At 65.6% G+C, this 24,232-nt stretch carries 23 protein-coding genes and 1 pseudogene; 13 read left to right on the plus strand and 11 right to left on the minus strand.

Annotated elements, in window-relative coordinates; all coding sequences use genetic code 11:
* Positions 1–123: 123 nt before the first annotated feature.
* The 4 genes and pseudogenes from RQI43_RS23445 to RQI43_RS23460 all read left to right on the plus strand — a co-directional run.
* Positions 124–267, plus strand: a pseudogene (locus RQI43_RS23445) (recombinase family protein); the annotation flags it as partial.
* A gap of 582 nt (positions 268–849) precedes the next feature.
* Entirely contained in the window at positions 850–1,539 is a 690-nt protein-coding gene (locus RQI43_RS23450) for a ParA family protein (protein WP_227440582.1), read from the plus strand.
* A gap of 999 nt (positions 1,540–2,538) precedes the next feature.
* A complete protein-coding gene (locus RQI43_RS23455; RefSeq protein ID WP_227440580.1) occupies positions 2,539–3,330 on the plus strand; it encodes a hypothetical protein in 792 nt (263 codons plus the stop codon).
* A 444-nt stretch (positions 3,331–3,774) separates the two neighbouring features.
* Positions 3,775–4,326 (plus strand): hypothetical protein, encoded by a 552-nt coding sequence (locus tag RQI43_RS23460; protein WP_227440578.1) that lies wholly within the window; start codon positions 3,775–3,777, stop codon positions 4,324–4,326.
* A 56-nt stretch (positions 4,327–4,382) separates the two neighbouring features.
* Here RQI43_RS23460 and mobF read toward each other — a convergent pair whose 3' ends face one another.
* The gene (mobF, locus tag RQI43_RS23465; protein ID WP_227440576.1) at positions 4,383–7,766 is read right to left on the minus strand and encodes a MobF family relaxase; all 3,384 of its coding nucleotides are present in this window, start codon (positions 7,764–7,766) and stop codon (positions 4,383–4,385) included.
* 9 nt (positions 7,767–7,775) lie between these two features.
* Entirely contained in the window at positions 7,776–8,042 is a 267-nt protein-coding gene (locus RQI43_RS23470; RefSeq protein ID WP_227440575.1) for a hypothetical protein, read from the minus strand.
* A gap of 302 nt (positions 8,043–8,344) precedes the next feature.
* Here RQI43_RS23470 and RQI43_RS23475 point away from each other — a divergent pair, with 302 nt between their 5' ends.
* Genes RQI43_RS23475 through RQI43_RS23485 form a run of 3 tightly spaced genes read left to right on the plus strand, consistent with a single transcriptional unit; the run spans position 8,345 to position 10,271 of the window.
* Positions 8,345–8,791 carry a hypothetical protein gene (locus RQI43_RS23475; protein ID WP_311276766.1) on the plus strand — a complete coding sequence of 149 codons (447 nt, stop codon included), beginning with the start codon at positions 8,345–8,347 and terminating at the stop codon, positions 8,789–8,791.
* Positions 8,788–9,594, plus strand: coding sequence for a hypothetical protein (locus tag RQI43_RS23480; protein ID WP_311276767.1), 807 nt, complete (start codon positions 8,788–8,790; stop codon positions 9,592–9,594). The genes RQI43_RS23475 and RQI43_RS23480 overlap by 4 nt, the downstream gene beginning before the upstream one ends.
* A complete protein-coding gene (locus RQI43_RS23485; RefSeq protein WP_311276768.1) occupies positions 9,591–10,271 on the plus strand; it encodes a hypothetical protein in 681 nt (226 codons plus the stop codon). The genes RQI43_RS23480 and RQI43_RS23485 overlap by 4 nt, the downstream gene beginning before the upstream one ends.
* Before the next feature lie 13 nt (positions 10,272–10,284).
* On the opposite strand, the gene RQI43_RS23490 is transcribed toward RQI43_RS23485, so the two are convergent.
* The 4 genes from RQI43_RS23490 to RQI43_RS23505 form a co-directional block, all read right to left on the minus strand.
* Positions 10,285–11,103 carry a hypothetical protein gene (locus RQI43_RS23490; protein WP_311276769.1) on the minus strand — a complete coding sequence of 273 codons (819 nt, stop codon included), beginning with the start codon at positions 11,101–11,103 and terminating at the stop codon, positions 10,285–10,287.
* 35 nt (positions 11,104–11,138) lie between these two features.
* A complete protein-coding gene (locus tag RQI43_RS23495) occupies positions 11,139–11,711 on the minus strand; it encodes a GNAT family N-acetyltransferase (RefSeq protein ID WP_311276770.1) in 573 nt (190 codons plus the stop codon).
* Complete coding sequence (locus RQI43_RS23500) at positions 11,708–11,959, minus strand: DUF1778 domain-containing protein (protein ID WP_311276771.1); 252 nt, start codon at positions 11,957–11,959, stop codon at positions 11,708–11,710. Before RQI43_RS23500 ends, RQI43_RS23495 begins: the two co-directional genes overlap by 4 nt.
* A gap of 398 nt (positions 11,960–12,357) precedes the next feature.
* Complete coding sequence (locus RQI43_RS23505; RefSeq protein ID WP_311276772.1) at positions 12,358–13,200, minus strand: zincin-like metallopeptidase domain-containing protein; 843 nt, start codon at positions 13,198–13,200, stop codon at positions 12,358–12,360.
* Positions 13,201–13,489: 289 nt separating this feature from the next.
* On the opposite strand from RQI43_RS23505, the gene RQI43_RS23510 reads away from it, so the two are divergent.
* Positions 13,490–13,759 (plus strand): hypothetical protein, encoded by a 270-nt coding sequence (locus tag RQI43_RS23510; protein ID WP_311276773.1) that lies wholly within the window; start codon positions 13,490–13,492, stop codon positions 13,757–13,759.
* A gap of 231 nt (positions 13,760–13,990) precedes the next feature.
* On the opposite strand, the gene RQI43_RS23515 is transcribed toward RQI43_RS23510, so the two are convergent.
* Positions 13,991–15,169 (minus strand): ATP-binding protein, encoded by a 1,179-nt coding sequence (locus RQI43_RS23515; protein ID WP_311276774.1) that lies wholly within the window; start codon positions 15,167–15,169, stop codon positions 13,991–13,993.
* A gap of 146 nt (positions 15,170–15,315) precedes the next feature.
* Between RQI43_RS23515 and RQI43_RS23520 the strand changes: the two genes are divergently transcribed.
* On the plus strand, positions 15,316–17,862 hold the full coding sequence (locus RQI43_RS23520; protein WP_311276775.1) for a S8 family peptidase: 2,547 nt from the start codon (positions 15,316–15,318) through the stop codon (positions 17,860–17,862).
* Between the two features lie 31 nt (positions 17,863–17,893).
* Here the strand turns inward: RQI43_RS23520 and RQI43_RS23525 are convergent, their stop codons facing one another.
* The 4 genes from RQI43_RS23525 to RQI43_RS23540 all read right to left on the minus strand — a co-directional run bounded on the left by RQI43_RS23525 (position 17,894) and on the right by RQI43_RS23540 (position 20,684).
* Complete coding sequence (locus RQI43_RS23525; RefSeq protein ID WP_311276776.1) at positions 17,894–18,985, minus strand: IS630 family transposase; 1,092 nt, start codon at positions 18,983–18,985, stop codon at positions 17,894–17,896.
* 91 nt (positions 18,986–19,076) lie between these two features.
* Positions 19,077–19,400 carry a hypothetical protein gene (locus RQI43_RS23530; protein WP_311276777.1) on the minus strand — a complete coding sequence of 108 codons (324 nt, stop codon included), beginning with the start codon at positions 19,398–19,400 and terminating at the stop codon, positions 19,077–19,079.
* A 183-nt stretch (positions 19,401–19,583) separates the two neighbouring features.
* A complete protein-coding gene (locus RQI43_RS23535) occupies positions 19,584–19,937 on the minus strand; it encodes a hypothetical protein (protein ID WP_311276778.1) in 354 nt (117 codons plus the stop codon).
* Positions 19,938–20,240: 303 nt separating this feature from the next.
* Complete coding sequence (locus RQI43_RS23540; protein ID WP_311276779.1) at positions 20,241–20,684, minus strand: hypothetical protein; 444 nt, start codon at positions 20,682–20,684, stop codon at positions 20,241–20,243.
* Between the two features lie 659 nt (positions 20,685–21,343).
* Between RQI43_RS23540 and RQI43_RS23545 the strand changes: the two genes are divergently transcribed.
* The 4 genes from RQI43_RS23545 (at position 21,344) to RQI43_RS23560 (ending at position 24,232) form a co-directional block, all read left to right on the plus strand.
* Positions 21,344–22,435, plus strand: coding sequence for a hypothetical protein (locus RQI43_RS23545; RefSeq protein WP_311276780.1), 1,092 nt, complete (start codon positions 21,344–21,346; stop codon positions 22,433–22,435).
* Between the two features lie 137 nt (positions 22,436–22,572).
* Positions 22,573–22,830 (plus strand): helix-turn-helix domain-containing protein, encoded by a 258-nt coding sequence (locus tag RQI43_RS23550; RefSeq protein WP_311276781.1) that lies wholly within the window; start codon positions 22,573–22,575, stop codon positions 22,828–22,830.
* Complete coding sequence (locus RQI43_RS23555; RefSeq protein ID WP_311276782.1) at positions 22,827–23,291, plus strand: hypothetical protein; 465 nt, start codon at positions 22,827–22,829, stop codon at positions 23,289–23,291. Before RQI43_RS23550 ends, RQI43_RS23555 begins: the two co-directional genes overlap by 4 nt.
* Positions 23,288–24,232, plus strand: a complete 945-nt coding sequence (locus tag RQI43_RS23560; RefSeq protein ID WP_311276783.1) for a toprim domain-containing protein — start codon at positions 23,288–23,290, stop codon at positions 24,230–24,232. Before RQI43_RS23555 ends, RQI43_RS23560 begins: the two co-directional genes overlap by 4 nt.

The following is a 24,232-nucleotide window of genomic DNA, read 5'->3' on the forward strand; positions in this document are numbered from 1 at the left end:
CGATCGTATTCACGACATTAGAGATGGATCAGGTCCGAGCGGCCTCGAACCGCCCTATTTTTGTCGGGAAAATATGACTGGATTTCTATTGCCAGATAAACGCGCTTGATCCACTAAGCCGACATGCTCGTTGGATATGCCCGTGTTTCCACCCTCGACCAGAACCTCGACCAGAACCCCGACCTGCAGCGTGACGCGCTGACCAAGGCCGGATGTGAGCGTCTGTTCGAGGAGAAGAAGTCCGGCAAGGCTGGTACCAAACATCCCGAGGCAAACACATGAAACGAATTGTCCCTTGAGCAAGCCGGCCATGTAGGCGTCGTCCAAGCCGACGCATGAGGACCTTGCCCTCGGATCGATGCCGTGGATCTGAAGGACGTACTTCGCCAGATTTGGGCCGATGGTGCTGACCATGTCCCATGGACGCCTCCTGTCGATGAGATCAACGACCTCATCCTGGCACAGCGATGCCATAGCGAGGGCCGTCCACCCCGTCAGGCTCCTATGTCACGGCTCGTGTTAGGCCACTCCAGCATTACGCTCGGACAAGCTGCTCTAGAGTTTTAAGTGCCTTCCTGAAAGCTTTTGGCTTTCTGTTAGAACTCGGACGGCTTTCTACTCTCGCCCGTGGCACCCTAGAGGTCAACGTCATTCCGAAAACCAGAAAGCTTTCTGGTAGCCATTAAGGTTCTGGAGGCTTCCTGCTTCCTCACGGCTTCCAGACAGCTTTCTGATTTCCTTCCGATAGCGGTTAGCTTAACAGGCTGTTAAGAGAAAGCTGGCAGCTTTCTATTACCTAAGGGCTTTTCGACGGCTTTCCGAAACCAGACAGCTTTCAGCGAGGAGCACATGCCCGTCATCACCTTCTCATCGCCTAAGGGCGGCGCAGGTAAAACTACGGCCGCTTGCATCCTCGGCAGCATGCTGGCCGAGCAAGGTGCGACCGTCACCATCATTGATGCTGACCCTAATCAGTTCGTACAGGAGTGGAGCCAGTTGCCGGGCCTTCCACCAACCCTTCGGATCGTTGGGGGTGCAACGGAAGAAACCATTATGGACAAGATTGACGAAGCCGCGAGCACCGCCGCGTTCGTCATCGTCGACTTAGAGGGCGTGGCAAGTCTAATGGTTAGCCACGCAATTTCGATGTCTGACCTTGTAGTGATTCCAGTTCAAGGCTCGCAGTTCGATGCTTCACAGGCAGCACGCCAGATTGGCCTCATCAAACGCACAGAGAGAAGGGGAGGGCGGAACATCCCCTACACCGTACTAGTCACGCGCACGAACCCAGCGATCATGCCGAATACGCTCAAGCACATTCTTCTGAGCTTCGAAGAGCGTGCAATCCCTGTCCTGAAGACCCGCCTCTGCGACCGGGAGGCTTATAGAGCGATGTTCTCATACGGTGGCACGCTGCAGGGCTTAGCAGGCAAGGGGATCAGCAACATGGCAGTAGCGATCAACAACGCCGCCGAATTCGCCGCAGAAATCGTTCAACGCCTGCGTGACGACCGGGCCCAGACTAAGCAGGTTGCATAATGCCAAGCGAGCCTAAACCTGGACGTACCGATCCGCTTGGCAAACTCGACCTAGGTGACTTTGCGCCGACGCCCTTGTCAGCGCGGAAAGAAAACCCCGCTTCGGAAGCCATCCGCGCTGTATCCGAAGATCAAGGCTTTCCCAGCCGTGAGCCAACACCGCGCGAGAAAACGGTAGCGGCACCACCTAAGGTTGAACAGCGACGCTATCGCACAGGCCGTAACAAGCAGTTGAGTCTCAAGGTAACGGAAGAGACCGCCCAGAGGTTTACACGGCTCGCCGACGAGCAGCGCTTGGTGTTAGGCGAGCTCTTGGAACGAGCCCTCGACGCGTACGAAGCGGCAGGTACAAACGGGAAAGCTTCCTGAAACCCATTAGAAACCTGTTAGAAAGCTAACAGGTTTTTTTGGAAATCATGACCCACTTGTTCATGGAGTCAGCCTTGCTCAGTCACTGGGCGCTACTTGCTTTTACTGAACTTCCGCATCCGATCAGGCGATTTCCGGACTGACACTGGCTCCATTCCATTGATTCGTACCTCTTCCAGAGGGAAGGCCGCATAAATCGACTCGCGCGGACTTGCCTAGCAAGAGCTTCCGCGAAGGAACGGCTGCGGCGACTCCAAACCGTCTTCGAAGCTGCGGGCTCGGGAGCGAGGCGCTTCATCAACCGCGAAGCGTTGACTTCACCCTGTGCGACAGCCGACATGGCATGTCTGGTTGCGCTCGCTCTTCGGAGCGAGTCGTGGGCCAACCACCATCAGGAATGAGCGCCGCGAGAAAGACCTAAGCCCAAAACGCCAACGGCCCCACCCCGGCAAGGGTGAGGCCGTCGAAATCGATGAGGTCCGGGGGACCCAACTCCAATTCCCCAGACATCATAACACCGCTCAGGTGTCAATCGGGATCGCCTCCCGAGACGATGGCGCTTTGCCTTTTGACGGGGACAGCTCTGACTGCTCCCCCTGCTTTGCCGCGGCCCAAGCAGGGACCGAGGACGATGCTTCACGCCGCCATGCAGGCCGCGATCGAGGGCGCGCGTACGTTCGCGCAGATGGACGAACTGGGTCGCCAGCTCTGGCAAGGACACGGTGCGGGCGCCTTGAGTGACGGAGAGGCCCAGACTTTGGCCGAACGGCTGCACGGTCGCCGCAACGCGATCCGTGATGGGATTAGGCCTTTGCCTATCCCTGGCCTCCCCTCGCCTCGCGTGAGTCTGTTCCCTCCGCGCCGGAACCAAGTCACCCCGGATCGCCGTGCCTCACGCGACCGCCGCCGCCTACTGGCCGCATCGAGTCCGTTGCCACCGGCCCTGGCCACGCGCTTCACCACGGGTCAAATTGCTGTCCTACGCATCGTGGCCGACGAGGTCTCGGCGAAAGACGTGTGTGGCCTATGCATCGACGCCATCGCCGCGCGCGCCGGGGTCTGCCGCCGTCTGGCGCAGGGGGCCATCCGCCTCGCGGAGGGGGATGGACTGCTGACGGTCGAGGAGCGCCGCCATCAGGGTCGAAAGAACTCGCCCAACCTCGTGCGCATCATCAATCGGGACTGGCAATCCTGGATGCGTCGCGGCCGGCGCGGAACCCGGCATGATTGCACCGAGGCGGGCTCCCAGCCGCAAAGGATAGGATGCAGATCAATTCATCCCACGGATACGGGTCTGTTAATTTTGGGGAAAACCGAAGCTATCGGGAGCCTCGCAGTGCTTCCGAGAAAGCAGGTTCACCGCCCCGGCACAGCCGTTTCGGTACTGATGGCGGTTCGCACCGACGCTGAACCGCCGATGTGACGCTCGTTGACCGACAACCAAAGAAAATGATGGCAGCAAGCTTGTCGGTGACGAACAAGGGAAGGGGCGGCTGTCCAGAACGGGCGGAACAGCACCAGACGGGACGGAACCCGGATCGCTCTAAACCCCGACACCCTGTCGGACGAACCGCACCTTCTCGTCCAAGGCGGTTAGCTGCGCGAACCGGGAAACGGCTCCCGAACCGTAGCGGACCCCCCGATTCGCGCGAGCAGGGTCTCCGAAGGCCGGTTTCAGCCCATTGAATGGCCTGTGCGGGCTCGCGCGGTGCGACTTTCCAGCTGCACAGGAGCGTGAAAGCTCCCGGCCATCCCACTTTTTTGCAGGCGCGTCCGATTTCTGGCCCCGCGGCCCAGGGTCCGATTTTCATCGTGGCAGCATTGCTGGACCGCGGTCGCCGACCCCGGCTTCACCCCGAGGCCCACCATGCCCATCTCGCCCTTCCTGCGGTCCGATTTCCAGGCCGCAACCGCCCACCTGAAGGCCCTGGAGGCCTCGCCCAACCCGAAGACGTTCGCCGCCTACTCCGCGGGCGTGACAGCGTTCTCCGCCCTGGAGAGCGCTTTCATCCCCGTCGGTCAGACCGACACGCTCCTCCAAGAGGAAGTCCGCACGCTGCTCAAGGCAGTGCCGGTCTCCCCGGTCGCCGAGGAGCTGCAGCACGCCATCCTGCGTCGCGTCGACGAGAGCACCGGCGAACAGAAGCCCGAGGAGTGGGTCCTGCTCGACGTCCTCGACGACATCGACAAGCTGATGTCTGGCAGCCTCTCGGCGCTCTCGCTCCGCCGGCTGCGGATCACGGCCTACGGCGCCATGGTGGCGTATGGCCCCGCCGGCGCGGCCCTCCCGACGAGGCCGGACCCGCTTGTGATCGATGTCGGGCTCGTCCCCGGCAACAGGGCCCGGATCCGGTGGTGCGATGCCGACAATGATGTGGATGCGGGCGTGCCGATCTCCATGCTGAGCGTGCGCCGCTGAAGGCCGGCAGGGTGGGCGCTTCCAACCCAACCCTGGACGGGATCGACGCTACGGCTTCACCGCCGTGGCGCCGATGCTGGCGTTCGTCTCCCACCGGGGCGAGGCTGGCTCTTCGGCTCGGTGAGCTCAATGTCTGCGGCATGGACGAGAGTGCGGCCGAGGGCGGCCACCTTTGCGGAAACCTGGACGAGGAGTTGCGCCCGAGCGGCCAGACGTGCCGCAAGGGGCTCCAACGCGAGGGCGAGACGCTGCCGGCGACCCTGACCAGACAGAACGGTCGGTGCCAGCCCACGCGCGGTCCTGGCCTCCAGGCGCGCGAGGCCGCGTCGGAATCCGTCTTCGGCCGCATGCCGGATGCCAGCGGCACGGTCGAGGAGGTCGAGGGCCCCCTCGCTTGCTGGGCGCCGGCTGAAGGTGGCGGCGGCATGGCTCCACAAGTCCGCCGCACGGATCGGGCGTGCGTCGCCGATACTTCTGCGCGCGGCCACGGCGCGGCGTTCACCGGCTTCGCCGAGTACCAGCCAAGACGTCGCCCGGTGGCGTGTCAGCCCTACGTAAAAAGCTCCGGCGCCGACACCTTCGGAACCTCGTGGCATTGCAAGGATGCATTCCTCGGCGGTGGCTCCCTGGGCAGCCGAGAGGCTCTGGCACTCGCCGGGACCCAACTTGATGCGGCCGGTCTCGCGGTCGCGCAGCGCGGTCCATGGGACGAGTCCCTCTCGCCCGCTCGAAGTGCGCAGGACAAGGCCGGCAGCCTCGACGGCGCAGATCTCCACCAGCGAACCGTTGACCCCAAGCTGTCCGCGACCGGCGCCGCGTGCGTGCGTCTTGCTGTAGAGCCTGACGCGATCACCGACGGCGATGGGCAGGGTGTAGAGGTCTCCGGCCTGGTCGGTGGCATCCAGTACCGCGATGTCAGGGCCGATGCGTCCTGCCACGCGCTTTCGTCGGCGGATGGCGAGGCTAATGGTCCGGCAGTCCTCGCGCGTCGGTGCAACGACCAGGACGGCGCCCTCGCCGGTTGCCACGACCCGTTCCTGCCACAGGTCCGCGACGGCCTCGGCGGCCTCGGTCAGGGTGCCGGGGGCGAGGCGGGCCCTTCCCTGGTCACGGAGGGCGTCGAGCACATCGGCCGCCCGGCCGGCCCGGGCGAGACCGGCGAGTTCACGTTCCTGGGCGGAGCGTTGACGGACAGTCGACGTCACCTCCGCCACCTCGCCATTGAGGGCACGACCGAGGAGACCAACAACGCCACCCGCCTCTACGCTTCGGCCCTGGCGCTCATCCCCGATGGCGAGAAGCGTGCATCCAACCGCTTCGCGCAGTTCCAGAAGGGCAAGTGCATCCTTTGCGGAGGCGAGGCTCGTTTCGTCGATCACCACCACGCTGTTCGCGTCGAGCTTCAGCGTTCCAGCGCGTACGCGGGCCATGAGGGCAGCGAGGGCGAGACACCGCTCCTCGGGGATTCCTGCATCGGCCAGTGCCTGCGCCTGTCTCCATGCGACGGCGGTGCCGAATACCGTCCGTCCCTTCGCGGCCCAGGCGAACTGCAGGCCACGCAACAGATAGGTTTTTCCGGATCCGGCAGAGCCCGTAAGGCTGGAGACGCGGCCGCCGGACCCCAGGACGTACATGGCCCGAGCCTGCGCCTGACCATGCGCGCCGGTGAGATCGAGACCTGCGGCAGCGGTACCAGCGTCGATTTCCTCGGCTGTGAGGGCAGCGGAGCGGTCCTCGGCGGCCGCGCGCGCCAATGCCACGAGGCGCGTCTCGCGGTCGAGATGGGCACGCGTCGTGAGCCGAACAGCAGTCGCGCCGCGCGGGCCCCGCACCTCCCGCGTGATGACCGGGGTGTGGATACCATCCTCCTCGATGCCGCCCGCGAGGAGAGCGCGGGTCACGTCGTCGATCTCCTCCGCGTCCTCGATGCCGGCGGCCACCAGGCCACGCGCCGCCGCGATCCTGGCCGCGCTTTCGTCGACGACGGCCTCGCCCCTGAAAGCCTCCGCGAGGAGAGGTGCCGCTGCGGCGCGGGCGATCTCCGCCCGCTCGCCAGGGCCGGGGAGGGGAATGGGCTTGTCCAAGTTGGACAGGGGGCCTGGCCGCCATCCGAGGGCCTGGGCCTCCCGGCGCCATGCGTCGAGATCACCGCAATCGTCGGTTTTCGCGGCGCGCCTGTCGCCCTGGACGCCCTGCTTGAGCAAGCCGATGCGCCGGCCGGCATCGAGGCTATCCCAGTCGAGGCCCTGATCCTGGGCATAGGCCCTGGCGGCGGCTTCACCCTGGTTCGTGCGCTTGCTGAATGCGGCGCGCACGCGCTCGGGCACTGCGACGATGCGGGCGGCGCCCGTCTTGGGGTCGAGCCTCGCGTCGATGCCGATCCGGCGCAGGCCAGTGGCAACGCGGGCCTGATAGAGGGCCCCCCATACGTGAACCTGGCCGTGGAGCTGGGCGAGGTCGACGGTGCCGATGTGGCCCGAATCCGTGAGGACGTGCGCGAGGCAGCAGACGTGGCTGTGCACCTGCGGCGTCCCCGCCACGCGCACCGTCGCGAGGTGCGTGTAGGCTTCGCCGGTTTCAGGATCGTGGGTCGAGATCTCCGTCGTCGGCCGCGATGTCAGGTGGTCGAACGCGAGCCAGGCCAAGCGGCCCGGTTCGTATCCGCCCCGTCCTCCCTTGCCCCGCCGGGCCCGGCCGAGCGTCCCCTCAATGGTGCGCATCGTCGCCGCCACGGCATCCCGATGGATGGCGTGGAGGAGGGCGCGTTCGGCTTCCGTCTCGGCGAAGGCCCACGCGATCGAGAAGCTCTTGTCGGCCGAGAAGCACAGGTCGACGAACCGAACCGGAGCCTTGCTGGCGGTCAGCCCGTCGAGGATGGCAGTGGGGCGCAGGGGCCCGCCATCGGCGCGGCGACCCTGGGCGACCGCCGCCACGACATCGGCGTCCGGCTCGGCGTCACCGGCGCCGAGGAGCCGGAGCAGCCGGGTCCGCAGGCCTGCGGCGCGCTCCGCTGGCAGGGGGCCGCCCGTCCCGGCATGTCGGCCGGCGAGGACCTGCGCGACTTCCTCGGCGGTCGGCAGGCGGTCGGCGGCGAGCCCCGTCTCGGCCGACAGGGAGGGGGTCGCTTCCCGCTGCGCGCGTCCATCGACCGGCTCGCCATCGGCACGTCGGCCAGCGAGGAGATGCGCGATCGCATCGGCATCCAAAACCTGATGCGGGTCGAGCTTCAACAGAGCGGCGAGGCGCGGGTCGAGGTCCTCGCGGATGCGAGGGACGGTCGCGGTGAAGGCCTCGGGCCCCGCCGATGCGGCACCGGGCGAACGGGCATAGTAAGCGGCAACCTGGGCCATCTCAGGCGGAAGGGTGGCTTCGAGGAGATGGGCCGCCATGGCGCGGGCCCCGCTCAGGCCCCCGGCGCTCCCGACGCGGTATGTCAGCAACTGCGCCTCCTACCGACCAGCATGGACGGCAGCGGCCACCGCGCCGGGGATCGCGTCGAGGCCAGCCCGCATGCCGTCCAGGCTGTCGCCCTGGGCGTCGAGGCTATCCGCGATCCGGCCCAGTGCCTCGGCGAGACCGTCCCCGCCACCTTCCGCGCCGAGGTCGGTCACGGCGGCGAGGAGCGCGTCGAGGAGGGCGGTCTGCGCCTGCTGGCCCGCGAGCATCTGCCCCATGCCGGCGCCCAGCGCGGCGACTTCCACACGAAGGTCAGCCATCTCCGCCACCAACGCTCCGAAGGCTTCCCGCTCCGCCACTGTTCCGACCCCCGAACCCCTGTCCCGGCCTGCGCGCCGGGCAACGATTCGCATTGTACCTCCATCCCACCTTGGGTGCCTTGGTCTGTAGGGACCACAAGGCCTTCGACACGTCCCGGTCCTCTCCACGTGAGGCTCCACCCGGCTCCCCGTGCCGCCCTGCTCCTCCGGTCGGGGCTCGAACGCTGATGCCGCGTCGGGATCCAGGAATTGCCTCCGCCTTCGCGCGGGCCCGAGCCGGTGATCGGAGGCTCAGCCCGTGGATGGCGCGCCACCACGACGAGCTGGTGCACGAACTCGGTACCGGCCGGATTGAGTGGGCGGCGGCCCTCGTTGTTTTCGGCTCTCTCGGGCTCACGGATGACCATGGCCGGCGTCTAACCCGGGACACGGCGTCGAGGACATGGCGGCGGGTCCGGACGGCGGTGGCGGCCGCGCGTCAGGCTGAGGCGCGTACGGCACCCCGCCCGGGTGAGCTGGTCCGTGGCGTGCGCCAGGTCGCGCCGCCACCGCCAAGCACACGCACCGCGCCTCCCCCGGCTTCGCCCGTGACGGCCCCCTCGATCAACGGCGTGGACGAGGCTACCGAGCGCATCGCGGCCGTCCTCGCCGGCATGGGGGCCAGCCGGGTGCCCCTGCCGTCTCAACCCGTCCGCCAGCACCAGCCGGTACCGATGCGCCCGGCTCCCGACGAGGATTTCCCATCATGACGAAGACCAAAGCTGCTCGCCTCGACGAACCCTCGCCCGAGCCCTCGCCCGAGCGCTCGCTCGCGCCCGAGAGCCGGCCCAGGCTGATCCTGCCGATGGGACGTGGATCGCGCGGGAAGACCCTCGTGTCGCGCTGGATGATCGACCGCGCCATGAATGCCGGCCGCACGCCTGTCATCGCCGACGGCGACCGGACCAATCAGACCCTCGCGCGGTACTTCCCCGATGCCGTGAGCCCGCCCTCGGCCGACGACGCGGATGTGCGGGGCTGGATCGCCGGCCTCGTGGAGGCGCAGATCGCCGGCCGACACGACACCATCCTGGATCTCGGCGGCGGGGACCTGACCATGAAGGCCCTGGCCCGCGAAATGGACCTGCTGTCCTGGCTCACGAGCCTGGGCGTCGATGTTGTGCCCGTGCACCTGCTGGGCCCGTCGATCGACGACGCGGCATACCTTCAGAGCGTCGAGGCGGGTGGTTTGCTCGCTAGCCCGAAAACGATCCTGGTGCTGAACGAAGGCACAATCGCTCCGGGGCGCAGCGCCCATGCAGCGTTCAGCGAGACGGTGCAGACGATGCCCATTTTCGCGGCCACGGTCGGTCGGGGCGCGAGGCTCGTCTCGATGCCGCGCCTGGAATGCGCCCCTGACCTGGAAGAGGGGAGTTTGCCGTTCCTCCTCGCGACGCAGGGATACGGGCAGCCGGGTGGGCGGGCGCTCGGCCCCTGGAAGGCGCAGCAAGTCGTGATCTGGCTCCGTCGGATGGAGGCGAGCTTCGCCCCGGTCGCGGATTGGCTCCCGTGAGCCGCGGCGCCGCGCCGATCCCGCGACGCGCCTCGCCCGAGGCCCGATCCACCGACGCGGCCGACGCGCTACGGGAGTCGGCGCGCGCGAGCGGACTTCAGCCGGGGGACCCGCTCTCGCCCCTCGTCGAGGGGTTGGCGGGGGGTATCGAGCACCTGGACGAGCGTCACGACATGCTCGTGGCGGCCACAGCCGAAACGGTGGACACCCTACGCATCGTCCTCGCGGAGGGACGCGAGACCGCCGAGGCCGAGGCCAGCCGCTTCCGGGCTGAATGCCAGGCGACCGAGGCCGAGACGGTGCGCAGCCTCTCCACCGTCCTGGCCGACACGGCGGAGCGGGCCCTGACGCACCGAGTGCGCGCCCTGGACCGGCGCACGGCAGCCTTGGTAGGCCTCGGCGTTGCCGGTGCCCTCGCGCTTGGCATGGGTGGCGGTTGGTGGGCCGGCGATCGATCCGCTCGGGCGAACATCACAGCGACGGAGGACGGCCTCCGCGCGGCCTTCCGGCACGGTCCTGAAACCGCTCGGCTATGGCTGGACCTGATGAGCTGGAACGACGCACGCGTGGCCGTCGTACGCTGTCGGGACTCGGGTCAGATCCGCGAGGAGAGCGGTCGCAAGGTCTGCAACTTGTTGCTCTGGGTCTCGGCCCCGCCTGCGGTGCCACCCCCGTGAAAGCGCCGCGCCCTTACTGCCCGGTGAAGCCGAGCGGACCCTTGGCGGCCACCTTCCTGACGGGCACCAACATGATATTGCACTGAGAATGGTGCTGCACGACTTCGACCGGGCCACCGTCGTCGTCGGAGCCCTTCAGCGCGATCATCTCCTTGCTCAGGGCTTCGATGCTCTGAACGAAGAAGCATGGCCCACCGGGGGCAGAGACCGAGACCATGGCCGCCTCTCGGTCCGTCGACAGTTTGGCCCGGAAGGCGGCTAATCGCTCCTGAACAATTTCAAGTGCCGTGTCGGAGGGACGCGGGATTCGAGCGGTGACAGCCGCCAAATCTTCGGCAATCGGCGTCGCGGTGCCGACCTTCACCCCGCCTGAAAAGAGGCCCGCAGACCGCGAGGCCGCTCCTGGAAAGCGCTCCTGGATCGCGGCAATCGAGCCAGCTCCAGCCAGGCCGCCGAGGCCGCCAGCTACAGAAAACGACTTCAACCGTCCCTCTATTCCTGCCGCCAAAGCCAGCATGGCCGGTTGGCCTGGGGTCCAGTCGCCACGCAGGCTGCTGTGCATGCGTAGGACGCCATCGGCGAAGGGCTCTAGCTCGTCCTCGCTCACGGCCAAGGCCTCGGCATACTGAACCGACGTTCCATCTGCCTTCGTCGCCGTTTCAGAGAGGAGAGCGCGAGCATAGTCGAGCTGCGTTGGAAGGGGGCTGCCACTGAGGTGTTTGGCCACCTTCCCGTAATCACCCGCTTTGACGCGGCGACAGGAAAGCGGACCAAGGCTCGCCGTGTGGATCCTGACCTCCATCAGAGGCGCCTCGTCCGTTCCCTCGGCCATGACTGATCCTTCGGTCGTAGGCCGCGAGCGGCCGGTTAAGCGCTCCGGGCTGCCTGTGGCGCGGTCCGGGTGACCGCCGCCCGCACCACCTTCATGCTGATGAGCATGCGGGGCTCATGGCCTGGCAAGTCGACGAACCCGAGGCGCCGGTACAGGCGGGCAGCGTCCTCGTTCAGGGCGTCGAGCACCACGAAGGCGGACCCGGACAGGTCGGCGATGGCGACGCAACGTCGGAGCGCGTGGCTCATGAGGAAGCTACCGATGCCGTTCCCCTGGTAGTCCTGGTGCACGCCCACGACTGAGAGGTAGACCGCAGGGACGGTCGGATACTTCCCCACCTTCTTCTGGAGGGGCTCCGGCAGGGTCGCGGTGTCAATGGCGTGGTTGTTCAGGGCGTAGAAGCCGACGATCTCGGCCTCGGCCTGACCAACTGCCGGGTCGAGGCAGGCCACGACGCATCGCGTCGAGTCCGTATCCTGGAGCCCGGCTGCATTCGTCCGCAGGAAGTTGTCGACCCGGGCCACCCCAGACGAGAAAGCCGCCCGACCGTGTTTCTTCCGGTCGAGCGGCTCTATCCGCAGGCGCCCCAGGAGGGCGCGATCGATCATGCGGCTTGAGTAACCTCGGCGTGAAGGCTCATCAAGTCGAGAAGCGCGGGTGTGGGCTCGGTCGCATCGAAAGCGGCCATGAAAGCCTTGTGCGCCTCGGGCTGGAGCGCGGTGCGCTCGTAGCACTGAAGCGTGTCTCGGGCGGCGCGCGTGGCCATGACGGTCACGAACTCCGAGGCGTTGATACCGAGAGCGCGGGCGGCGCGCTCGATCAGGGTCTTCGCCTCGACCGTTGTGCGCTGCTCCATGCGCTCGGAGCGAGGCGCTGGTGCGCACACGTCGTCACAGTAAGCGAGCATCGGGACACCCCTCCTTGGGTGGGCGAACTCTGTACGGCATATCCCGTACAAGTCAACAGTTCGACAACGGGTTCCCGTGAGCCCTTTCTGTACGCCTCTCCGTAGGCCTTTTCTGTAGACCCCTTCCGTAGCTCGTCCTGGTGACCGCCTCCCTGGATCGAATGCCTGCGAAAGTTTCGCACCCTCAGGTCCGGAAAGTTTCCGGAGGCCAGGGGCCCAATGGTGTCGCCGAGAGGCGCGGTCCCTGGCATGGTGCCGGCTACCTGGGCGAGACTGCAAATGGCGCGGCAATTAGGTACCACATGGCGGTACCGGGACGCTCCGTAGAACGGCCCGGCTGCTTCGGGTCAGTCCCGCATGTCCGCGAGGTACTGCGCTGCCTTCGATGCGGCGCCGGCCGCGGTGAAAATGGCCCGGCTGTCGTCCCGCAGGAGCTTGAGCCAGGAGGCGATGTAGCTGGCGTGCGTCGGGTGCGGCTCGGGCGCGAGGCCCATCTCAGCCATCAGGAAGGCGGCCCCGAGTTCGGCGACGAGCTCCTCGGCGGCGTAGCTCTGAGACCGGAATCGTCCAGACAGATCCCGCGCGAGGCGGGTCGGTGCGCCGGTCCAGTGCGTCAACTCGTGGCACATCGTCGACGCGTAGCCATGGGCGGTGTGGAAGCGCTCCCGTGGGGGCATCACGATTCGGTCGGCGGTCGGCTGGTAGAAGGCGGCATCCCCACCGTGCAACACCTCCGCGCCCGTGTCGGCGACGAAGCGGTCGAAGCTCTCCGGCAGGTGCCAAGCGCTCGCCGGCTCCGAACCATCGAGCCCAGGGGCGCCGTCGACCTGAGCCGCGTTGAAGGCGTAGGACCCGCGCGCCACGAAGCGCGGGCGCTCATCCGCATCGGCCTCGCCAGGTGACAGGTCCTTGAAGAAGACCACGAGGGTGCTGCGCTCGCCCTTCCGGACCTGGGCTCCCATCTCGGCCCATTGCTTGTACGTGGCCCAGCGATCGTCGGTGTACCCGGCTGCCTGCGCTCCGACCCAGAGAGAGAGGACGTTGATCCCGCGATACGCCTTACCGGTGACGGCGTTGCGGGGCAGGGCGCCCCCGGTTCGGTGCCAGGGACAGGTCCAGGTTTCGGAGGCGTCGTTCTCCAGCGCTGCGATGATCCGATCCGTAACCGCCTGGTGGACGTCGAAGGCCATGGTGCTCTCCCGTCGAGCCGCCCGGTGCGGCCTCGTGGGGGCCTGGGGGCCGGCCGGCGCGACGCGCACCGAAGGCGGGAACGGCAGTGGACGACGGCGCAGCCGTTGCGGGGATCAGCGTCGGCCGGCCTACGACCCCCGATCAAGAGGCCGTACGGGCAGGACAGGAGAGCTTGGCTGGCGTCTTCATGGTGTCAGGGCGAATGTCGCCGCAAGTAGCAGGTAAATATACTGGCCGGGCTCAGGGGTGGGTATACTGTATATAGTAGCCAAAACAAAAGGAGCTCCCATGGCAACTACAGCACTACCCAAGGACGCGCACGGCCACATCATCGTCAGCCTGCGCCTCAACAACGGAGACCGCGACTGGCAGACGGAGGACCCGGACGGGTGGCTCCATCCGCTTGGCCGCCTCTACCACCTCGGCGGCGGCCACTTCTGGTTCGTCGCCTACGGGCCCGACGCGGCCCCCTGCACCGGATGGATGGGAACGGAGGCGGACCTCCTGTGCCGGATCGTCCGCAGGCTGAAGGGATGGCTCCCGGTGACGCCGGTCTGACGGAGCGGAACGGGCGGGGCTCTGCGTGCCGGGGCCCCGCCCTACCTGTCCGGTTCCCGCCCGTCCCTTGTGCCAGTCAACTTCGCAGCCTTCTGGCGAGGCATGCCACATGAACCATGGCCGGCCCAAACATAAACGGCGCCAGTGGTTCCCCCTGTTCCGGTGCCGGGCGCGGGCGACCTGCTCAGGGAACCCTACGGGTGAGGCATAAACCCTCGTCGAGCCAAAATACTACTCAGATTTCTTGCCGACTGTCCGACTGATCGTCGACTTGTCCTTTCCGGCGATGCCGCCAATTTCTTCATAGGAAAGGCATAGCTGCTCATCTTGATGCATTATCCTAAATAGTTGTGCCGCATCAGAAAATAACAACTCGCGCCGCTTGGGATCAAGGCGTGCACTATTGAGCGTGGCGAATTTTCTGATTGTATCAAGTAATTTGATAGGCTCATCTGCCTTCGAGAGCAGTGATCGTTTATAAGTCCGAATTATTGATTCGATTTCAGCACCAGTGGCTCCTTCTGTAAACCAAGCTATCAGCTTTAAATGGGCTTCGGGCACCTTGAATGGAGCTATAAAATTATTTGCAATTTGTACACGAACATCAAATTTTGGCCGAGGTATCTCTAGCTGAACTTCAAAGCGGCGCCAGACAGCAGGATCAAGCAGTCTCGGATGATTAGTAATGCCGATCGTGATGCCCACGTCCCGTCGCGAGTCGAGGTTCTGCAGCAATGCATTGACGACCCGTTTGATTTCGCCAACTTCTTGAGGATCATCTCGCAGTTTTGCTACCGCATCAAACTCGTCAAGTAGAAGTACGCACCGATACTTGTTCGCAAAAGCAAAAAGATTTCCTATGTTCCTCGCTGTGGTCCCAAGAAACGACGAAATCAAACCATCAATTCTTACAAGGATGACTGGAAGGTCTGTCTGGGATGCTATCCACATAGCCAGGCGTGTCTTTCCTGTGCCTGGGGCCCCATAGATCAGACAGCTCCTCGATGGCTGCATTCCATTTTCTTCCAGAACGGAAAGATTATTCCATTCTTCTATAATGGACTGAACAGCAACCTCGATTGCTTCGTCGAAGATTGGAGGCTGAGAACTTACTTCTGGAGGAAACACAATCTCCGCCAGCGCAGCGGCCGTTTCGCGGTCAACCGGGACAGGTGTATTGCGCGTCAGCGTTTCTCCCGGGACTTGAGCTCGCGACTGAGCGATCCGGCTTGGGCTAAGCTCGACAGTACGCTCGGCGGCCGTGAGCAAGCCGGAAAGAACACCCGAAGATTTTGTATCGCCGTCCCGCGAAACGGCGTCTCGGAGCCTTTCGACTTGCTTGCGAATTGCAGGCGTTGGCTGCGAAAGCGCAGCCCGGCACAAGGCCTGGATGATCGGAAAGTGTTCCAAATTGCGGCACCGTTGCGCAGGTACGTTCTACGAATGTTCTTTCACACAAAATCGTTGCGTTGTAAACCTAATGTGGTGCACGATATGATGAAATCGTTGCACTGTGGCGGCCGGTACACCTTCCGGACCGCTGGAAGGTCTCTACCATGGTCGGCCCGATCCAGATCATCCTGAACACCGACAATTTCGACGAGAGCCGCGACGTGGGCGGTGGTGGCCCGAAGAAGGATTTCTTTGCCGGCCGCGACGCTGTGTTCCGCGCCCATAAACAGTCGCTGATCAATCAGTTGAGCGCGGTTGGCGAGGTACTGGCCGCCCAACCAAACGGCAACATCGGCTTCATCAAGGTCTTCCTGAGACGCGAGGCCTGGGCCAAGAGCCATCGGCCGCTTCGCGCGATCTTCCATCCCGACCGCATCCCCCTGGTGGGCGGCGGCGATATCGGTGAGATGTACTTCGAGGCCCAGCCGGCCGTCTTGAGCGCCGTCGCGCGTGAGATCGCCAAGGCTGAGGAGACCACGCGCCTCAAGGTCGACGAAAACTCGGGGCGCGAGATACCTAACCCCTCGGCTGCGAAGAGCGAAGCTGGGGCTATCGATCGGATCGAGCTTTACGGACCGAACGACCGGCGGAAGTTCTCCGTCGAGGAGGCCCTGAACTGGCTGGCCAACCCGATGACCGGCAGCAGCTACCAGGTGGAGATGTTCGAGGTCCCTCCGGCGCGAGGCCGCTGGGATGCTGTGGGGGCAGACCGGCAGCGGCTCTATGCCAGCTTCCTTGATGGGCTGGCCGCCATCGGGCAGGGGCTGGCCGTTCAGCGCCTCCAGACTGGAGAGAAGGACCAGCCTCAACTGGCCCTGCGCCTAGCACGCTCTGCCGAGCCGCCGATGGTGCAGCTCACGATCTCGCCATCCGCAGACCGTAAGCGAACCCGTGAGTTGGCCCCCTTCGACGCGGATCTGAAGCGCCATCGTCGCCTACTCTCGTTCCTTGATCACCATCCTCTGGTGCGTCGGGTCGAACTGCCGCCCATTGTGACCCGCACAACCGTCGGAGGACGCCTTTCCGCCCGTTCTTCAGCGGGCGTCGGTCACTCTGGTTCTCAGCAGGCGTCTCTTCCGCAGCGGAGTACGAGCCGCACCTACCCGAAGCTCGGCATCATCGACGGCGGGATTGGGGCGTCGCTGTCCGATTGGGTGATCGACCGCTGGGACATTCTGAACGACGTCGATATCGATGCGGACCACGGCACCTTCATCGGCGGCCTGGCGGTCGGAGGTGACACATTGAATGGTCCTGAGATCTGCCCGGAGCCAGACGGTGCCGAACTCGTCGACATCGCGGTGTTCCCGACGGAGGACAATCCAGCTGCCTTCACCAGCTACTATCCCGACGGGCTTCCGCAGTTCTTCGATGAGATCGGCTACGCTGTAGCCGACGCAAAGGCGCGCCACGATGTGCGAGTGTTCAACATGAGTTTGAACATTCAGCACCCTGCTGAGCCTGACCGGTACAGCGGCTACGCCAAACGGCTCGATGACCTTGCGGACGCTCACAACGCCATTTTCTTCATCTCGGCCGGCAATACAGCTCCTCAATCCCTACGACCGGAATGGCATCAGGATGAGACGCAAGCGCTCGTCGCTCTCGCCTCGGCACGCAACGACGGCATGCTGATGCCTGCCGAGAGCGTCCGGAACGTATCTGTCGCGGCATTGAATCCGCCGGGGCTCTCGAACGTCGTGCCGCATGCACCCGCGCGCTACTCACGCCGCGGGCCAGGCTTGCGTGCGGGGGTCAAGCCGGATCTCGCCCATATTGGTGGCTCCGGCTCACCGCAAAGCCCACTCGGTCATGGCCTTTCGTCCGTGAAACCCAACGGCGATGTCTGTGACGGTTGCGGAACGAGCTATGCATCACCCCTGGGAGCCAAAACTGCCGCCGTGCTCGACCACAGCATTGAGGGTGAGGTTTCACGAGAGACGCTGATTGGCCTCTTGCTGCACCACGCCCGCCTGCCCGGGGTACTTGCGGGCAAAAGCCTAGCAGCAGTCGCACGCGATCTCGCTGGCTTCGGGATGCCGCCGTCTGCCCGCGAGATCCTCGAAGGGAACGATCATCAGATTACTCTGGTCTTCGCCTCGCGCATCCGCCCCAACCAACAGATCGAGTTCCAGTTTGCGTGGCCCCCCTCGCTTGTCACCCCAGAAGGGAAATGCCGAGGCAGCGCGAAGCTCACACTCGTTTCGACGCCACCTCTCGATACGCGCTTTGGCTCAGAATTCGTCCGGGTGAATGTCGATGCATCGCTGCAACAAGAGGATTTCGACGCTGAGGGGAAACCACGCTGGAAGGGCCGACTTGACCCTGTGTACCTGCCGAAGAACAACGAGGGCGCTGCCTTCGAAGCCGAGCGGATCGAGCACGGTCTCAAGTGGAGCCCTGTCAAGGCCTTTGCCAAGACGATGCCTCGGGGTGTCGGCAAGTCTTCGAGCTGGCGCATGTTCGTCAGCTATGTGACGCGCGCCGGCGAGCAGATGCCCGAGGATGGCGTTCCATTCACCGCGCTGCTGACCATCTCCGATCCCCAGGGCGCAGCGCCCGTGTTCAACGACATGCGCCAGACCCTAAACGCTCTCGGCGTGCGCATCGAAGACATCCGAACGGCAGCACGCGTGGCTACGCGGATTTAGCCCGCAGTCACGCTCTTCAGACCAATATCTGCTAGTGGTCTGAGTTGGAAGTTCTCTGACAGAAACGTCCGACGCTGGCGAGGATCGCATCAGCGGGTTTGGTCCAGATGAAGGGCTTCGGGTCGGCGTTGGTCTGAGCGATGTAGGCGTGGATCGCAGCTTCGAGATCGCTGGTCTGTTGGAAGGCACCACGCTGCAGGCGTCGACGGGTGAGAAGGGCAAACCAGCCCTCGACGAGGTTGAGCCATGATGCGGACGTCGGCGTGAAGTGAAGGTGCCAGCGCGGACGTTTTACGAGCCAGTCGTGGATCAGCTTGGTTTTGTGGGTGGCAACGTTGTCGAGCACGAGGTGCACGTCGAGATCGTTTGGTACGGCTGCCTCGATCTGATCGAGGAAGGCGCGGAACTCAATCGAGCGATGCCGGCGTGTGCAGCGGCCGATCACCGTCCCGGCCTGGACGTCGAGGGCGGCGAACAGATCGGTCGTACCCTGGCGACGATAATCGTGAGTTCGGCGCTCCGGCTGGCCGGGCCGCATCGGCAGCACGGGGGCCGTACCCGTCAGCGCTTGGATCTGCGGCTTCTCGTCGACGCACAGCACCACGGCACGATGCGGCGGGGCCATGTAGAGGCCGACCACGTCCCGGACCTTGTCGACGAAGGCGGGATCGGTCGAGAGCTTGAAGGTGTCGGCCTTGTGCGGCTGCAGCCCGAAGGCACGCCAGACCCGCGAGACCATGCTCTGGCTCATGCCGACCCGCCGGGCCATGGCGCGGGTCGACCAGTGGGTGGCGTTCTCCGGCTGGCTCTCCAGCGTGAGGGTGACCATCCCTTCGATGGCCGTGTCCGTGACGGCACGTGGCGCACCGGAGCGGGGCAGGTCGACGAGGCCGTCGAGGCGATGGGCGAGGAAGCGGGCGCGCCACGTCGTGACGCTCGCCCGGCTGACGCCGAGATCACGGGCAACACCACTGTTGGTCGATCCCGGCTCAGCGCAGGCCAGCACGATCCGCGCGCGCTGAGCCAAGGCTTGGCCGACTTTGCGGCGGCGGACGAGCCCTGCCAGGCGCGTTCGCTCGTCCTCGGTGAGGTGGAGAGGAACAGGTTTGGAACCACGGGCCATCGGTCACCTCCGTGCGGACATCCCCCACACGTAGGTGCAAGCTCAAAATCTGCAACCGAACTTCTAACTCAGACCACTAGACACTTCCTGGCTACATAAGCCCTGGGATCGTGCCGCCCCTCAAGATGTACGCGGTCGGGCCCCCGACCGCCTCGTGCCAGGCGAAGGCGTGCAGCGCCTCGGCCACTGCCGTTCCGGTGTCGTCGGCCTGTCCACGCCCGGCCGGCGTCTGCGCGAACCTTGCGAGCACCCGGATCCCGAAGGTGTCGGGCGCCAGGAGGGCTACGGCAAAGTCGGCCTGCCCCTCCTCCCGAACTGTGATTAGCCCGACGTCAATCCCGGCCCGGGAGCCGTAGACGTGGTTTGGCGCTGCCGATCCCGGTTCATTCCCAAGTAGGGTCACGACCTCGCCCATGACGCTGCTCCTTCGCCGGTTGTTGTTTGCCCGGCTCCGTCCAGAGGGAATCCAGGGGTTTGCGGGGTTTGAGGGGTTCATCCAGGCCGGTGCTCAGAAAATCGCAGCCACATCGACCTTGCCACTTCCGGCGAAGGTGCTGCGCGCGACCCCTTAAACCCGTCAAACCCCTCGCCCCGCAGTTCAGTATTGCCGGGGAAAGGACTTGCCGGTACCGGGCAAGTAGGCGCGGACCGCGTGCAGGGGAGTGGCGGTCAGGTCGAGACGCAGCACGGCCGACGGCATCCTCGACAGGGTTCCCGCCATCGGCGGGGGCACGATGATGCCCTTCCCGTCGGAGATGGCTATGCGCATCGCGATCCGGGCGGCTGCGGCAGCATCGGCCCTAGGATCCGGTCGGATCCCAATGGTCAGGGCTTCAGCCGCGCCGATCGCCGTGCCGAGCATCGAGTCCAAAAGGACATCAGGGCCGCCACGCTCGATAATATGGCGGACCGCTATACTGGGCGGCATCATCGCCTCCTTCAGCGTGGTCATTGATCGGAGGCGTTTCCAACCGGCCCAAGGGTGGTGGCTCCGGGATGCGCACGCAGCCTCCGGCTGCAGCTGAGGCGGGCGCCTCAGCGGGGCGAGCGGGATCCCGAGGGCGAGCAGGACATAGTCCTTGGCCGCCTGAATGTCGTTGCTCGTCCGAAGCGTCACGTGGAGCCCGCCCCAGAGCCAAGGGGCGGGCGAGATGATGAGGGAGCGGTCCCCTGCCGTGTACCCCCAGCGCAGGGGACCGCACCTGGCCGGCGACCGCCACGCCTGCGAGGAGCTCGGCGACGCGGTAGAGGTCCATCACGGCCTACCCGGCGGACGCACGGTGGCGATGGTGAGCGGCTTGCCCCGAGCGACCAGCCCGAAGAACCCCGTCCAGTTCGCTTCCTGTTCGGGGCGGGTCTCGACGATGAGGGACGAGGCCCCCCACCGGGCGAGCAGTGCGGATCGGCCGTAGACACGCTCCAGCGGCTCGCAGGAGATGACCGCGATCTCGCAGACGGATCGTGCGAGGTCGGCCACCGAGGCGGCGTGGAACCCAGCGGGACCGAGAGCCTTGTCGGTGTCGTCGCCGATGATGGCGATGAACACGGGCATGGGCGGTCGGACGAAGGGGCAGCGATCCTGGTCGAGCAGCATTACGCCACAGGAACAGTCCTGCATCGCCTGGAAGACGGGCTTCATGTGAGGAGCGCTCCGGTTGACCAGCCGGGCGGCCTCTCTTGGGGTGACGGGCAGCATCATGGTGATCTCCTGTCGTCCTGATGGCCGGGGTGGCCCTGGGACGAGGGGATCAGGCGGGAACGGCCGGCTTAGATGAACCGACCGAGCATCGGCGTTTTCTCGAAGGTTTCGGGTCGGCTTTTACAAACCACTGATGTTTCGGAGATTTTCGCGATTTGAGCCGTGTCGAAGTGGGGCGGTCGCGGCTTCCTTTGGCCGATTTCCACAAGGCCGGACCCGCGAAGGCGAAGCCGGGTCTGACCCCGATCGTTGCCTCCGCCGCGCGACAGGCGCATCCCCAAGGATCCCAGAAGCAGGCGACCTCGAAGCGTGCCTGGGGCGGCGGTGGAAGCCCGGATCGCCCGCGTGGCCCTGGTGCTTCCCAGGACCAAACGAATCCGGCATGCCGGGCCATGGGCGTCGTGAGCGCCCGCGTCTCAGGAGACGAACGGACCCCTTCGAAACCTTCCAGTGACCAAGAACGAACGTCCTGGAACGAAAAACCGCACAACAAACCCCGGACTTAACCCCAATCCTTCGAAGACTTGCGACGAACTTCGTCTGCGGGCTCGCGAGCGCTCGTCCTAAGCGAGCCATCGTCGCCCTACCGAGACGAAGACGAGATCAACCCACGCGGAACCATCTACCCCCCGCTGCCACGGACATCACAAGGAGCGCCCATGGACCTGCTGCCCCCGCCCAACCACATCCCCGTCAGCATCGCGGCGGTCTACCTGATCGGCCAGATCCTGGCCGCGGAGACCCAGCGGACGGGTGCCAAGACCGACCTCCCTTCCTTCCTCAAGAGGGAGCGGCCGCCCTTCGCGATGCTGAGCCCCGAGATCCCCGACGAGGATCCCGAGGAGCACGACACCGCCGAGCGTTTCGAGCTGACGGCCACGAAGGTCGAGATCCTCACAGCCCAGTACCGGCCCGACGACCTCGTCTCCGCCAACGGCGTGCGGATCTTCCTCACGTCAAAGGATGGCCGGTCGTTCTACAAGCAGCTCGGGTCGGGATACCCCGCCCGCGACGTCGTCGATGTCAACGTGATGCTGCGGCCGCCCTACAAGACCTGTCTCCACCCCAACCGCGTGCGGGACGGCCTCAACAAGGTCGGTCTTCGGTCCCTGCAGCCTTCCAAGATCGAGGGACGGTTCGCGCTGGTCTGCCCTTCGGCGATGGCCGCGTCCGCGGGCCTGGCGCTGAAGCAGGCGTTGGCCGACGAGATCGTTGCGGCGATCGTGATCGAGGAGGACGGGACCACCACGTCAGTGCCGCCCGGGTTCTGGCGCACGCCGAAGGCGGAGGTGGCATTGACCCAGGACGTCCTGGTATCTGTGCCGCTCGAAGGTCGCGTCGCCGTCGGTCACGTGTACATGAGCGCCGACGCGATCCGGGACGGCTGGGCGCAGATCCTGCGCTTCGTGCGACCCAAGGACCCGAAGCACCTGTTCAGCCCCTCCATCGAACTCGCGATGGTGGTCTCCAACAATCTCGGTCTGGTCAACGGCCGCGACGAGATTGGTGCACGCTTCCCGAAGGTGAAGGTGCTGGCGGAGATCGAGCGCCTTTGGGCGAAGTACATGCCCAAGGACCTGAACCGTCTCGAACAGCGCAAGTCGTACGTAGCGGCTTTGATCCGCCATCCGGAGGACGACACGGGCGGCTACATCTCCGGCAAACCGGTCGAACCCAAGGCCGAGGCGGTAGCTCCCAAAGCGCGTCGACAAGCACGCGCAGGCGCCGTTAAGCGGCGCAAAACCGCATGATCTTGCAGTGAGTTAAGCGAATTTCCGGAACCTCCCCAGAAACGTCGAAGCTAGGAAGGTTCATGTAGTTCGACGTTTCCCGCTTCCTCCTGTGCATCCGGCGGCCATCCGAGCCCCCGGAAGCACAGGAGCTCACGATGACGACGAGGATGCCCCCGACCGGGGAAGTGACCCTGAAGACCAAGCAGGCGGCCCGCCGTCTCGGCGTCTCGGTCTCCTACCTCAACAAGGCGCGCGCCGCCGGCTTCGGTCCCCGAGCTTTCCGGTACGGCCGAAGGATCGTGTACCGCGCGGCGGACATCGCCGCCTACGCGGCCGCCCACATGCAGGAACCGGTCGCAACCGACGCTCCCGCCCCCTCGCCGTCCAACGGCAACGAGGGAGGTCAGGCGTGAAGAATACGATCCACACCCTGATCGACGCGACTGAGCTGCGACGCATCCGCCAGGGGACCGGAGCACACATGCGGCCGGTCTGGTCGGCGCTGCGCGCCGGCTGCAGCGTCCTGCTGCTCGGCCAGAACACCCTGGCCTTCGACCCGCCCCCGTCCGACACGGGCTCGGTCGTCATCATCGAGGACGACACCGAGGAGAGCACGAGCGGGCCGGACGGTTTCGACACCGCTTCCGTCACGTGGCTCGCGCGGAACGTGGACACGATCACGATCCTGTCCGGTGCACCGCTCGCTCATGCGTACGTCGACGCCGCGGCCGAGGCGATGATGGGGGGATCCGCCCTCATCATCGAGACGAGCCCGGAACAGGAGATCGCCTGGCTCTCGGCAATCGCGAGCGCCGTCCCCGGCAAGCTGATCGGGCTCGACCCCAACGGTCCGTTCTGTGAGGCGATGCGATGAACCTGCGCCTCATCGCCCATCTCCTCGGCGGTACTATCGTCGCGGGTCAGGTTCGCGCGCCCGGGCCGGGGCGTTCCGCTACGAGCCGGTCGCTCACGATCTCGCTCGCTCCGAACCTTTGGGGCGGCATCCTGGTCCACGACTGGGCCACCGGCGACCACATGGGCTCGAAGGCCTACGTCCTCGACCGGCTCGGCCTGCCATCGGCGCCCCTCGGCGCCGGTCGTGGAACCTGGAGGCCATCGCCGCGCGACGCGGCGGCCGAGGAGGCAAAGCGGCTGAAGGCCGAGGCCGACGAGGCCGGGCGGCGGCGGCGTGCCCTCTCGATCTGGTACGATAGCCGGTCGCCCTACAGGACAGCGGTCGAGCGCTATCTCGTCGAGGAACGCGGGCTCGTGCTGCCGCCTGAAGCGGCCGGTGCGACGCTACGCTACCATCCCGCATGCCCCTTCAACGGCGAGCGCGTCCCCGCGATGGTCGCGCTCGTGCGCGACGTCGGCACGGACGAGCCTCTCGGGGTCCACCGGACGGCCCTGGACCGGGAGGGCCGCAAGGTCGAGGTGAAGGGCGCCGACCGCATGAGCTGCGGGCCGATTAAGGGCGGCGCGATAAAGCTTACGCCCGCAGACGCCGTGGGCAACACCCTGGCCATCGGCGAAGGCATCGAGAGCGTGCTGTCGATCCGTCATCTGCCCGGGGTGGCGGTCCGTTCGACCTGGTCCCTGATCGCAGCTGGAGGCGTCGAAACCTTCCCTGTGCTGCCGGAGCTGGCGGCCATCTGGTTCGCGGTGGACCACGACGTGGCTGGTCTGCGCGCCTCGGCGGCCTGTGCCGCACGCTACCGCCGATTCGGCGTGAGCGCCCATCTGGTCGTGCCGTCCGAACCTGGAACCGACCTCAACGACCTCATCAAGATCAACACGGGGGCCAACGATGCCTAA

Source organism: Methylobacterium sp. WCS2018Hpa-22 (assembly GCF_031843785.1).
Lineage (GTDB): Bacteria > Pseudomonadota > Alphaproteobacteria > Rhizobiales > Beijerinckiaceae > Methylobacterium.

Coding starts and splice junctions, on each gene's coding strand:
- RQI43_RS23550 (WP_311276781.1), top strand. CDS start 22,573: ATGACGACGAGGATGCCCCCGACCGGGGAAGTGACCCTGAAGACCAAG.
- RQI43_RS23505 (WP_311276772.1), bottom strand. CDS start 13,200: ATGGCCTTCGACGTCCACCAGGCGGTTACGGATCGGATCATCGCAGCG.
- RQI43_RS23490 (WP_311276769.1), bottom strand. CDS start 11,103: ATGGCCGAGGGAACGGACGAGGCGCCTCTGATGGAGGTCAGGATCCAC.
- RQI43_RS23535 (WP_311276778.1), bottom strand. CDS start 19,937: ATGACCACGCTGAAGGAGGCGATGATGCCGCCCAGTATAGCGGTCCGC.
- RQI43_RS23500 (WP_311276771.1), bottom strand. CDS start 11,959: ATGGAGCAGCGCACAACGGTCGAGGCGAAGACCCTGATCGAGCGCGCC.
- RQI43_RS23460 (WP_227440578.1), top strand. CDS start 3,775: ATGCCCATCTCGCCCTTCCTGCGGTCCGATTTCCAGGCCGCAACCGCC.
- RQI43_RS23540 (WP_311276779.1), bottom strand. CDS start 20,684: ATGATGCTGCCCGTCACCCCAAGAGAGGCCGCCCGGCTGGTCAACCGG.
- RQI43_RS23545 (WP_311276780.1), top strand. CDS start 21,344: ATGGACCTGCTGCCCCCGCCCAACCACATCCCCGTCAGCATCGCGGCG.
- RQI43_RS23480 (WP_311276767.1), top strand. CDS start 8,788: ATGACGAAGACCAAAGCTGCTCGCCTCGACGAACCCTCGCCCGAGCCC.
- RQI43_RS23475 (WP_311276766.1), top strand. CDS start 8,345: ATGGCGCGCCACCACGACGAGCTGGTGCACGAACTCGGTACCGGCCGG.
- RQI43_RS23450 (WP_227440582.1), top strand. CDS start 850: ATGCCCGTCATCACCTTCTCATCGCCTAAGGGCGGCGCAGGTAAAACT.
- RQI43_RS23560 (WP_311276783.1), top strand. CDS start 23,288: ATGAACCTGCGCCTCATCGCCCATCTCCTCGGCGGTACTATCGTCGCG.
- RQI43_RS23470 (WP_227440575.1), bottom strand. CDS start 8,042: ATGGCTGACCTTCGTGTGGAAGTCGCCGCGCTGGGCGCCGGCATGGGG.
- RQI43_RS23510 (WP_311276773.1), top strand. CDS start 13,490: ATGGCAACTACAGCACTACCCAAGGACGCGCACGGCCACATCATCGTC.
- RQI43_RS23530 (WP_311276777.1), bottom strand. CDS start 19,400: ATGGGCGAGGTCGTGACCCTACTTGGGAATGAACCGGGATCGGCAGCG.
- RQI43_RS23520 (WP_311276775.1), top strand. CDS start 15,316: ATGGTCGGCCCGATCCAGATCATCCTGAACACCGACAATTTCGACGAG.
- RQI43_RS23495 (WP_311276770.1), bottom strand. CDS start 11,711: ATGATCGATCGCGCCCTCCTGGGGCGCCTGCGGATAGAGCCGCTCGAC.
- RQI43_RS23455 (WP_227440580.1), top strand. CDS start 2,539: ATGCTTCACGCCGCCATGCAGGCCGCGATCGAGGGCGCGCGTACGTTC.
- RQI43_RS23525 (WP_311276776.1), bottom strand. CDS start 18,985: ATGGCCCGTGGTTCCAAACCTGTTCCTCTCCACCTCACCGAGGACGAG.